Source organism: Acinetobacter sp. RF15B, from assembly GCF_007558235.1.
GTDB lineage: Bacteria > Pseudomonadota > Gammaproteobacteria > Pseudomonadales > Moraxellaceae > Acinetobacter > Acinetobacter lwoffii_C.
Genome location: NZ_VLSR01000018.1, coordinates 38933 through 50775 on the forward strand (window position 1 = coordinate 38933; position 11843 = coordinate 50775).

Annotated in this window: 7 protein-coding genes and 2 pseudogenes; all 9 read left to right on the forward strand. The window is 42.8% G+C overall.

Going from position 1 to position 11843, the window contains the following annotated elements; all coding sequences use genetic code 11:
• The first annotated feature begins 111 nt into the window (after nucleotides 1-111).
• Nucleotides 112-705, forward strand: a complete 594-nt coding sequence (locus E2K74_RS11910) for an RBBP9/YdeN family alpha/beta hydrolase (protein WP_151207825.1) — start codon at nucleotides 112-114, stop codon at nucleotides 703-705.
• A gap of 337 nt (nucleotides 706-1042) precedes the next feature.
• Nucleotides 1043-2874: pseudogene (locus E2K74_RS11915) on the forward strand (DUF1302 domain-containing protein).
• An 85-nt stretch (nucleotides 2875-2959) separates the two neighbouring features.
• On the forward strand, nucleotides 2960-3703 hold the full coding sequence (locus E2K74_RS11920; protein WP_151207827.1) for a carboxymuconolactone decarboxylase family protein: 744 nt from the start codon (nucleotides 2960-2962) through the stop codon (nucleotides 3701-3703).
• A 249-nt stretch (nucleotides 3704-3952) separates the two neighbouring features.
• A complete protein-coding gene (locus E2K74_RS11925; protein ID WP_151207829.1) occupies nucleotides 3953-5785 on the forward strand; it encodes a DUF1302 domain-containing protein in 1833 nt (610 codons plus the stop codon).
• A gap of 162 nt (nucleotides 5786-5947) precedes the next feature.
• The gene (locus tag E2K74_RS11930) at nucleotides 5948-6967 is read left to right on the forward strand and encodes an AraC family transcriptional regulator (protein WP_151207831.1); all 1020 of its coding nucleotides are present in this window, start codon (nucleotides 5948-5950) and stop codon (nucleotides 6965-6967) included.
• A gap of 402 nt (nucleotides 6968-7369) precedes the next feature.
• Nucleotides 7370-9007 (forward strand): long-chain-fatty-acid--CoA ligase, encoded by a 1638-nt coding sequence (locus E2K74_RS11935; protein WP_151207833.1) that lies wholly within the window; start codon nucleotides 7370-7372, stop codon nucleotides 9005-9007.
• A 447-nt stretch (nucleotides 9008-9454) separates the two neighbouring features.
• Nucleotides 9455-10339, forward strand: a complete 885-nt coding sequence (gene prpB, locus E2K74_RS11940) for a methylisocitrate lyase (RefSeq protein ID WP_151207835.1) — start codon at nucleotides 9455-9457, stop codon at nucleotides 10337-10339.
• Nucleotides 10340-10415: 76 nt separating this feature from the next.
• A complete protein-coding gene (gene prpC, locus E2K74_RS11945) occupies nucleotides 10416-11573 on the forward strand; it encodes a 2-methylcitrate synthase (RefSeq protein WP_151207837.1) in 1158 nt (385 codons plus the stop codon).
• Nucleotides 11573-11843, forward strand: a pseudogene (locus E2K74_RS11950) (Fe/S-dependent 2-methylisocitrate dehydratase AcnD); the annotation flags it as partial. The gene prpC and the pseudogene E2K74_RS11950, both read left to right, overlap by 1 nt.

Sequence of the window (11843 nt, forward strand, 5' to 3'; positions counted from 1 at the left end):
CAAGTGTTTGTCATGCTATGTATATTGTTTGCCGTGTCATCAATTTATGTTGGATAGCAATAAGCCTTGCCCAAGGATCGGCAAAGTATTTAATGCTTAATAGGTGCGCAAATGGAAAAACTATTTACACATTCGACAGTACTGATTATTCCCGGCTTACGCGATCATGTAGAGGAACACTGGCAGACATTGTTAGCTTCAGGTTTGCAAAAAGTGCGGACGGTGGAACCTGCCGAAACCAATAAATTGAACTGCGCGAATCGGGTCGCACGTATTCAGGCTGAGCTGGAAAAAATTGAGGGCCCGGTGATTTTGGTGGCGCACAGTGCTGGCGTGTTAATGACTGTTCATTGGGCAGCCCTGCACCATGCCAATATTCAGGGTGCTTTATTGGTAGCACCGCCAGATTTGTCACAAAGTTGGCCTGCAAACTATCCAAGTCCAGAAGCGCTGCGCCAAGAAGGCTGGGAGCCTTTGCCCACCCATAAACTGCCTTTCCCAAGTATTGTGGTGGCCAGTACCAATGACCACCTGGCCTCTTTTGAAGCGGTAGAACACATGGCAGCACAATGGGGCAGTCAACTGGTCAATGCAGGTGCGGTTGGACATTTAAATCCAGCTGCAGGTTATGGGGCTTGGCCTGATGCTGAACAGTATATTTTGCAGCTGGATGCGCTCGGTCAAAAAGATAATTTAAGCGCTTAATCAGTACTAGAGATATTTGCGTTCAGTAATGTCGCGAGACATTCGGTGTAGTTTTATAGATTGCCTTTTATGCTCTAAATTTTTTAAAAAAATGAGCAAGATAAAGCAGTACCAAGTGACAGAATGACAAAAAAATATGGCTGAATGACAAATTTCATTTATTCAAATTCAGTAGCTTAGTCTGAGCCAAGGATGGCGAAACCTATATTTTGGCATAAGTCAGCTTGGGTCAATTTAAAGATGTATTTGAAGAACAAGCGAGGGATTAATCTGCTTTTTTAGCTTAATCCAGATATTCACATCATAAGCAATATGATCATATCTATATGGAGATGATATGGTGGGTCAGGTTCTAAACAATAAAAAATGTAAACACCCAAATATGCAGCGGACTAGGCTGAGTCTATTTATGGGGTTAATCTTTACGGTTTCTTATACACAAGCGGCAAGTTATACACTGAATGATCAATGGAAACTGGAGACCAGTACCAGTCTGACTATTGGTCAGAGCTGGAGTACCCAGGATCCAGATCCTGCGATGCTGTACAAACCAGATGCGAACAGTATTGGCAAAGAAGGCTCGAGTATTGACATTAATGGGGATAATGGCCGTGCTAACTTTGAAAAAGGCGATGCCATTTCACAGGTGATCAAAGGCTTAACCGAGCTACGTTTAAATGGCGATCAGCAAGGTGCAGTACTAAGTGCTAAATACTGGTATGACCATGCGTATGAAACCGGTCGTGGCGATTTTCTGCCATTTGATGATTCGGCATGGCCACGTCTTGTAAAATACAAAGGCATTGACCTGTGGGATGCCTATATCTGGAAGAACTTTAACTTTGACGACTCAAAAAGCCTGAACCTGAAACTGGGCAAACATGCCTTGAACTGGGGAAAATCTCAATTCTTCCAAAATGGTTTAAACTCGGTCAGTGCCTTTGACTTTGCAAGCATGAACCGTCCGGGCGGTGACATCAAAGAACGTATTATTCCAGTCGAGATGTTCTCTTTTGTAGCGGGTTTAAATGAGAATCTTAAAGTTGAAGGGTTCTATCAGTTTAAATTCAGGCCTTCCGTTATTGATGGCTGCGGCACTTTCTTTGAAATTTCGGACGTCTTTGCCGAAAACTGTGGCCCGCTTTTGGTGGGCGGTCCGGGTTTTACCACGGATGAAGCGATCAATGGCCCAGTGAATTTCAGTATTGCCCGCCTGCCAAGCGAATATGCCAAAGATAGCGGACAATTTGGCTTTGCCATTAAACAAACCATTCCGAGCTTAAATAATGCAGAGCTTGGTGCGTATTATGCCAATTACCACAGCCGTATTCTGCATTTTGATGGGGTGGTGGTTTCGGCACCGGGTGCCCAAAATTATCATACTGCACGTATTGTTTCAGTCTATCCGGAAGATATTGAAATGTACGGTCTAAGCTTAAGCGGCAAAGTCGGCAAGACTGCTATTTTTAGTGAATTAAACTATAAGCCAAGCATGCCACTGCATTTTAACAGTACCGACATTGTCTACGCACAGGCACTCTTTGACGATACACCGATTACCGCGCCAGGCGAAACCTTGGGGTTAGGTGAGCGCATCAAGGGGTATGCGCGTGTACCGGTCACCCAGTTTACGATTGGCGCGGCTAGTGCAATTCCGAATGTACTGGGTGCAAGCTCTTTGTCTTTCATGGGCGAATTGGGCGTCAATCATATTGGAGAGTTGGGCAACTATCATTTTGGCCGTAGTGGTGCATTTGGCCGTAGTGGCCTGTCCACAGGCGCCTATGATCCGGATGATGTGAGTACTTACTGTATTGCACCTCAAACCGCTAAATTGTCAGATGAAGAAATTCGCAAACTGAATGCAAAATACTGTAATGATAAAGGCTTTTTTGAAGAATGGCGGGGTATCGTTTGCGTGGTGCATTGACTTATAACGATCTGTTAGCGCAAACGACGGTGACGCCAAGTCTGATCTTCCGCCATGATGTACATGGTTATGGTCCAAATTTCCAGGAAGGACAAATGGCGATTTCTGCTGGAGTTTCTGCAACTTATCAAAATAAATATACCGCTGAAATTGGCTATACCAACTTCTTTGGCACTAATGACTTCAGTACGCTGGATGATCGTGATTTTGCCTCTTTAGTATTTAAAATGAATTTTTAATTAAAAAAAACTTCAATGAAAACAGGGCGAGATTTTATGAATCGCCCTAAGTTTAAACAGAGATTGAAAGAATAAAAGGGATAAAGTGAAGAACCAAACTCATGATTCTGATGCACTAAAGGAAACTGGATTTTTAGATACTTCCATCGAGTTCCTGATTCAGAATGATCCTGTATGGGTACAGAAGCTGACAAATCTGGTTCAGAATGACCAGAAGAATCAGCCTCTAGATCCTCGCTTGGTCACTCTGATCCGTTTATGTATTGATGTGACCGCCACCCATTTGTATGCAGAAGGGGTAAAACAGCATGTTCAGGCTGCCTTGAAACTAGGGGTTACGCAAGCTGAAATTGTCGAAGTATTTAAACTCGCTAGTATTGTGGGGATTCATTCCTGCGCCTTAGGAATTCCCATTTTAGTTAAGGAATTATCTTTAACCCGCATGCCAGAAAGCCAGGCTAAAAAAACATCTACTCCCATATGCGATGAGATGCGTAAGAATGGAAGTTTTAATCCTGCATGGGAAACACTTTATTTATGGGATCCTGTCTATTTAGAAAATTTTTTAAACATGGCCACCGATGTTTGGCGTAGGGGCATATTACCCCCGCTCTGGATTGAACTTCTCTGCATAGCGGGTGATGCCAATATTACCCATCTGTGGAAACCCGGAATACAGCGCCATATTAAAGCTGCTCTTGCTTTAGGGGCGACCAAGGCACAAATTCTGGAAGTTTTTAAGATTGTAAGTTTACAAGGACTGGAAACCTTTGAAGTTGGTGTCTCTTTATTGCAAGAGGTACTAAAAGAATATCCTGCAGCGCTCTAAAGCGAGATTTCTTAAATACAGGCGACATGCAGTTTAAACAGCGCATGAGGAAGCTTGTGTGCTGTTCATTTCGATGCTGTCTGCCTTGAATGCGAGAGGAGGATGACCCGGTATGGAGACAATGACCGCTTAAGCGGACTGGTTACCGGATAGTTTCAAATTCGAGGTTAACGGTCTTTCATTCATTTAGGTTCTTCACAATTGTTGCAGCAGGATTCTCAAAAACAATCATATCTAAATGGAGATGGTATGGTGAATCAATCTATATATTTCAATAGGAAAGGAAGCAGCAGATCGGTCAAGCAATATATTGGAATAATGTCTGGTATTTTGGTTATTACGCCTCACACCAGTGCAGGCAGTTTTGAGCTCAATGAAAACTGGAAACTTTCAACCGAGACTTATTTAAGTTTAGGGGGAAGCTGGAGTACTCAGTCAGCAGACAGAAATTTACTGTATAAACCAGATGCAAACCATATTGGTAAAGCAGGCAATAGCCTCGATATTAATGCTGATGATGGTCGGATGAACTTCAGTAAAAATGATGCTATTTCTCAAATTATAAAAGGTTTTACCCAAGTCAAAGTAGACGGGACACATCAGGGGGCTGTACTGAGTACAAAATACTGGTATGACCATGCTTATGAAACCGGACATGGCGATTTAAAAGCATTTGATGATTCTGCCTGGCCTCGCCTGGCCAAATTTAAAGGGATTGATCTGTGGGATGCTTATATCTGGAAAAACTTCACCTTTGATAATGATCAAGATTTAAATATCAAAATTGGCAAGCAAGCTTTAAATTGGGGCAAATCCCGTTTTCTATTAAATGGGCTTAATTCAGTCAATGCGTTTGACTTCGCGGCAATGAACAGTCCAGGAGGAGAATTTCGAGAAAACATTATTCCAGCTGAAATGTTCTCATTTTCTACCCAGCTTAATGCAAAACTAAAAGTAGAAGGATTTTATCAATTTAAGTTCAGGCCGACGGTGGCCGATGGCTGCGGAACTTTTTTTGAAGTTTCCGATGTATTACCTAAAAACTGTGGCCCTATGTTGATTGCCTCAGGAGACAAGTTGTCTGAAACGGCGCTAAACAATCAGACTTATATTCCAAGGACCAGTGATCGTATGCCTAAGGACAGTGGACAATTTGGTTTGGCATTGAAACAAAATATTCCGGTTCTTAACAATGCTGAACTTGGAATTTATTACGCCAACTTTCACAATCGGATTGCAAATTTTGATGCGACCACTGTCAAAGGCTATGGCCCTGAAAACTTTGATACGGCTGCTTTTTTTGCAGTTTATCCAGAAAATATTGAAATGTATGGCTTAAGCTTGAGTACCACAGTTGGCGCGACTTCTATTTATAGTGAACTCAACCATAAGCCCAACCAGCCCTTACAGCTCAATGGCCCTGATATCGTCTATTTTCAAATTTTAGCCAAGGATACTCCTTTCACCGAACCGGGAGTGTCACCGGAATTAAATCAATATATCAAAGGCTATGTCCGATTGCCTGTTACTCAATTTTCCATAGGTGCAAACCATACATTCCCTGATTTTTGGGGTGGGAAAGATTTAAAATGGACCGCAGAATTTGGTGCTAATCATATTGCAGATATTGCTAATCATCGTATCGGACGCAGTAGCGCATTTGGTCGAAGTGATTTATCGACGGGAGCTTATAATCCGCAAACCAAAGAGTTTCAATGTACTGCCTATGGAACAGCCCATTTACCCGATGAAGCTATTGATCGAATGAACGAGCGTTTTTGTAATAGTAAAGATGGATTTTTCAGTGAATGGTCGTTAGGGTATCGTTTAAAAGGTGCGTTAAATTATCCGGAGTTATTGCCTGCTACCGTTATTACTCCAAGTCTCATGTTTCGTCATGATATTCATGGGTATAGCCAAAATTTTCAGGAAGGGCAAATGGCCATGAGTGCCAGTGTATCGGCTACCTATCAGCAAAAATATACAGCGGAACTTGCCTATACCAACTTTTTTGGATCAAACGAGTTTAGTGTTTTAGATGACCGTGATTTTGCCTCTTTGGTATTCAAAATGAATTTTTGACGCAAGGGATTAAAATATAAAGGCAAGGAGACCTGATCTATCCTGATGTTTGTCAACAGGATCAGCTGGGTTCACATTCGACAGATTAGCAAAATGAAAATAGTACTGAAACAGGCTAAGGATAAGCTGGTTTTCCTTCGGCAGTTCAGGAGGTCAAAGTAAATGATGGACAGTTTTATTCAAGAAAAATCTAATCCTATTGGCATACTTAATCTGATTGCCGATTATTTACAAGAGCAGGGCCATGATGCGCAAGCATTATTCGATCAGTTCGCTATTCAATTAGATGACTTGAAAAATAATTTGCTGCCCATTTCCCTGCAAACGCAAGGCCATATTTTTCAGGCTGTGGAAGAGTTAACGGGTTGTGACCATTTAGGGTTATTGATTGGGAAAAAAGCCCAGTTTTTAAATATCGGGCCTTTACGGTTTTTGGTGTTGAATGCCGCCAGTATGCGAGATGCCATGCAGAGCCTGTTTAATTACGGCAGCATGTGGTACCGCGGTCAAAAACTGGATTTGCAGGAAGATCAGGGGTATGCACGTATTTGTATGCATATTGATGGGGATATTCCAGGCAAAGAGCAATATCAAACTGCTTATTTGGTCGCGATGGTGTCTATTATTGAAATGATTTTAGGCAAATCTTGGCGGCCGTCTTTGGTACGTATTTCCTATGCAAAACCAAAGTGCGCGCATCTGTATGAAAAAGTGTTTGGCTGTCCGGTCTGGTTCGGGCAAATGCAGCATGAAATTTTGTTTCCACAAGAACAATTGGATCAACAACGGGCAGGACATGACCGTCAGCTTGACCAGTTTTTACGTCAGCATTTGTCGGAATTACAAAGCCGGGAAAGTCTGGATCTGATCAGCCAGATTTGTAAAATCATTGAAGAGCTTTTGCCGCACCGTAACTGTACCATTGAACGAGTGGCCGAGTATTTTTCCGTACACCGCTTTACGTTGTACCGCTATTTACATCGCGATCAGACCACATTTGAAGCGTTGCTGGAAAATACCCGTAAAAATCTGGCCTCCACTTTATTGAAAAACAAAAAGCTCATGATTATTGATGTGGCGAATCAAGTCGGTTATGACGATCAGGCCAATTTTACCCGCGCGTTTAAGCGCTGGTATGGAATAACGCCTGGACGTTGGCGGCGAATGCATGTCGCGACATAAACATTTTTCTGTCATGGCGCGATAGCTGAACCCATGAGCAAACCATCTTCCATTTCACCCTTCATTGCTAAAAATGAAGGGTGAATTTTATCTGCATTTTTTTAAACCTGTCGTTATTTATCAAAGGATCAAGAGCGGAATTGGGGGGCTGACGGGTTTAAAGCAAAAAAACGGCTTCAGTTTTATAAATAAGCTTCATTTGTTTTAATTATATTGAATAAATACAATGATATAGAGGATATTTAAATATTTTGTCTGATTGTGACGAAATGACAAAAATACAAAACCAAATGACAAAAACAAAATAAAAAAAGCGAGTAATTTAAGGGGCAATTCCCGTGTGAAAATACTCGACGGATGTAAAAACTACTCTAAAAAATTAGTGAATAAGGAAGTTTTTAGATGATCGGAAATATGATGTTTCAGCCGCTGCTGATTAGCAGCCTCATCGAGCATGCCGCAACCTATCATGCTGATACGGCGATTATCTCAAAGAATACGGATGGCACGATGACCCATACCAACTGGGGTCAGGTTGCACAAAATGCAAAGCGTTTTGCCAATGTGTTGGAATCTTTCGATTTGGTGATTAGCGATCGCGTAGCCACTATTGCCTGGAATAATCATCGCCATCTGGAAACCTGGTATGGCATTTCAGGCAGTGGATTGGTCTGTCATACCATCAACCCTCGACTATTTCCAGAACAGCTCAGCTATATCGTAAATGATGCGAATGATAAGGTTCTGATTTTTGATAAAACATTTATTAATTTAGTGTTATCTATTAAAGATTCCATTCCATGTGTTGAACACTTTATTTGTCTGGATGCCTTTGATGATGAAATTCAAAAAGCTTTACCGAATGTTTATTTTTATGATGATTTAATCCGCGCCCAGTCAGATCAGTTTGAGTGGCCAGAACTGGAAGAATCTAAAGCCAGTTCATTGTGTTATACCTCGGGGACCACAGGTCATCCTAAGGGTGTCTTATACACGCATCGCTCTACTGTTTTACATAGCTATGCTGCGAGCTTGCCAGATTCATTTAATTTCTCGGCGCTTGACCGCATCTTGCCAGTGGTGCCGATGTTCCATGTCAATGCCTGGGGTACTCCATACTCTGCTGCGATGGTGGGATGCAGTCTGGTTTTACCGGGTCCGATGCTGGATGGTGCGAGCCTGGTGCAGTTAATTGATAAATATAAAGTCACGAATGCTTTAGGTGTGCCGACCATCTGGCAGGGCCTGTTAACGGCAGCCTATCAGTCTGGCAGTAAACTGGAAAGTCTGGTGCGCAATATTGTTGGTGGCGCGGCATGTCCTCCATCTATGCTGAAAGCGTTTAAAGATGATTTTCAATGTGAAACGATTCACGCTTGGGGCATGACAGAAACCAGCCCGCTGGGTGTGGTGAACCAGCTTAAATCCAAGCATTTAGATAGCGATGAGGCCGAGCAGACCCCAATCCGATACGCTCAGGGGCGACCACCTTATGGTGTGAGTCTGCGCCTGTGTCATGAAGAGAAAGGAGTTGAGCAATCTGCACGTGATGGTTACACGCCGGGGCATCTGCAAATTAAAGGTCACTGGATTGTTGAATCTTATTTTAATCAATTTGATCAAGCCTTAACTGCGGATGGCTGGTTTGATACAGGCGATATTGCCACGCTCGATCAAGATGGCTATATGCAGATTTGTGATCGTTCTAAAGACCTGATCAAATCTGGAGGTGAGTGGATTTCATCGGTTGAACTGGAAAATATTGCCATCGCACATCCGGAGCTGGATAGCGTCGCGGTGATTGCGGCGACCCATCCTAAATGGGATGAACGGCCTATTTTAATTGCAAAGAAATCACAGCATAGTCAATTAACAGAAAGTGAAGTGCTGGATTTTTATACCAATAAAATTGCGAAATGGCAGATTCCAGACAAAGTGATTTTTGTAGATTCAATCCCTGTAGGTGGGACAGGAAAAATCCTGAAAAAAGACTTACGTGAGTTATATGGTTCTGTGCTATTGGAAGCCATTCCGGTCTAATTTTTTAATCGGATTAATCAGGAAAATATAATCACTATTAAGGTATTTAGAAACAAAGGAAAGAGCCATGAATCAAGCTGTTCATCATCTTGCTGGATTTTCTCAAGCTCATCGAATTAATAGTGTTTAAAATCAAATCTTTTCAATACGAAAGATTATTGCAAGTAGGTTTATAGGCTATTTTCTAAATAAAAACGACATGCTGTAATACGTTTTATTGAGATAAATAGTTGATTTGAAAATATATAAACTTCAGCCTGATTAATCTGAGCAACTTTTGAAATATCCGCGCTTGACTGAAGAAGCACCGGAAAAAATACCAATATTTTAAATGTGTAACTGCATGAGTTAATCGTGAACCTGGCGAATTAATCATGCATCGGTAGATCAATCCGTCTTAGAAAAATATTGAGTACATACTATCACAAGGACAAGGAGAATATAACAATGGCTAAACAAACCGCAGGTCAGCTATTTCGCGATGCAGTCGCCCAAGAGCAGCCCTTACAAGTGGTCGGAACCATTAATGCCAATCACGCACTTTTAGCAAAACGTGCCGGTTATAAAGCAATTTACTTATCAGGTGGTGGTGTAGCAGCCGGTTCTCTTGGATTGCCTGATTTGGGCATCAGTAACCTTGATGATGTCTTGACCGATGTACGCCGTATTACCGATGTCTGTGATCTGCCATTACTGGTAGATGCCGACACAGGTTTTGGGTCTTCTGCCTTTAACATTGCCCGTACAGTGAAATCGCTCATCAAGTATGGTGCCGGTGCAATGCATATTGAAGATCAGGTGGGTGCCAAACGTTGTGGTCACCGTCCGAACAAAGCCATTGTGACTCAAGCAGAAATGGTTGACCGTATTAAAGCTGCGGTAGATGCCCGCAGCGATGATAGCTTTGTGATTATGGCACGTACCGACGCCTTGGCAGTTGACGGTTTACAGGCAGCCATTGACCGTGCAGGTGCCTACATTGAAGCAGGTGCCGACATGCTGTTCCCTGAAGCAATTACCGAGCTTGAGATGTACAAGCAATTTGCACAGAAAACTGGTGCGCCGATTTTGGCAAACATTACCGAATTTGGTTCTACACCACTGTTTACGACTGAAGAGTTGGCATCTGCCGATGTAAGCCTGGCGCTTTATCCACTTTCGGCTTTCCGTGCCATGAATAAGGCTGCTGAAACCGTGTATGAAACCCTGCGTAAAGAGGGCACTCAAAAAAACGTAGTAGACATTATGCAAACGCGTAAAGAGTTATATGAACGTATTAATTACTACGCATTTGAAGACTATCTGGACAATGCATTTGCCAAAACCAAATAAGCAGTAAACACGGCGGATGTTGCCGTGTTCTACAAAAAAATTAAACAGACAGGAATAAATAGGAAAGGACGATCTTATGAGCTCATATGAACCAGCAACAGGCTTCAAACCAAAAAAATCAGTTGCACTTAGCGGGCAGGTTGCAGGCAATACAGCCCTTTGTACCGTAGGACGTAGCGGCAATGACTTACATTACCGTGGCTATGACATTCTTGATCTTGCAGCAGGAAGCGAGTTTGAAGAAGTGGCTTACTTGCTTGTCCATGGCAAATTACCAAATAAAGCCGAACTCAAAGCCTATAAAGCCAAATTAAAAGCCCTGCGTGGTTTACCGGTCGCACTTAAAACCGCCCTTGAGCAATTACCACCGTCTGCACACCCGATGGATGTAATGCGTACGGGAGTGTCAGTTTTGGGTTGTTTAACACCAGAACATGAAGATCATAACGAAGCGGGTGCCAAAGATATTGCCGATAAATTAATGGCAAGTTTGGGCTCAATCTTGTTGTATTGGTATCACTTCAGCAACAACGGTCGTCGTATTGAAGTTGAAACTGATGATGAATCCATTGCCGCACATTTCTTACATTTGTTGCATGGCGAAAAACCATCTGAAGAATGGATTCAGGCCATGCATACCTCATTAATTTTGTATGCCGAGCATGAGTTCAACGCATCTACATTTACTTCACGTGTGGTTGCAGGTACAGGTTCTGATATGTACTCGGCAATTACCGGCGGTATTGGTGCGCTGCGCGGACCTAAACATGGTGGGGCAAATGAAGTGGCATTTGTGATTCAACAACGTTATGACAATGCAGATGAAGCAGAAGCTGATATTCGTAAACGTGTTGAAAATAAAGAAGTGATTATTGGTTTTGGGCACCCGGTATATACGATTTCTGACCCGCGGAATGAAGTGATCAAGAAAGTGGCCCATGATTTGGCAGAAGCACAAGAAAATACCAAGATGTACTTAATCGCTGAGCGTTTGGAAGCAGTGATGAAAGAAGTAAAAAACATGTTCCCGAACCTCGACTGGTTTAGTGCAGTGAGCTATCACTTAATGGGTGTTCCGACTGCAATGTTTACGCCATTGTTTGTGATTGCCCGTACAGCAGGCTGGTCAGCGCACGTGATCGAACAGCGTCAAGATGGAAAAATTATCCGTCCAAGCGCGAACTACACAGGTCCTGAAAATCTTCAGTTTAAACCATTGGCGGAGCGTGATTAATGAACAAAAAATATCGTAAACCGCTGCAAGGCACCCCGCTGGAATATTATGACGTGCGTCAGGCCGTGGAAGATATCCAGCCAGGCGCCTATGCCAAACTTCCCTATACCTCCAAAGTACTGGCCGAGCAGCTGGTGCGCCGCTGTGATCCCGCGATTCTTGAACAGTCGTTAAAAGAACTGATTTACCGTAAACAGGATCACGATTTCCCCTGGTATCCCGCCCGCGTGGTCTGTCATGACATTCTCGGTCAAACTGCACTGGTTGACC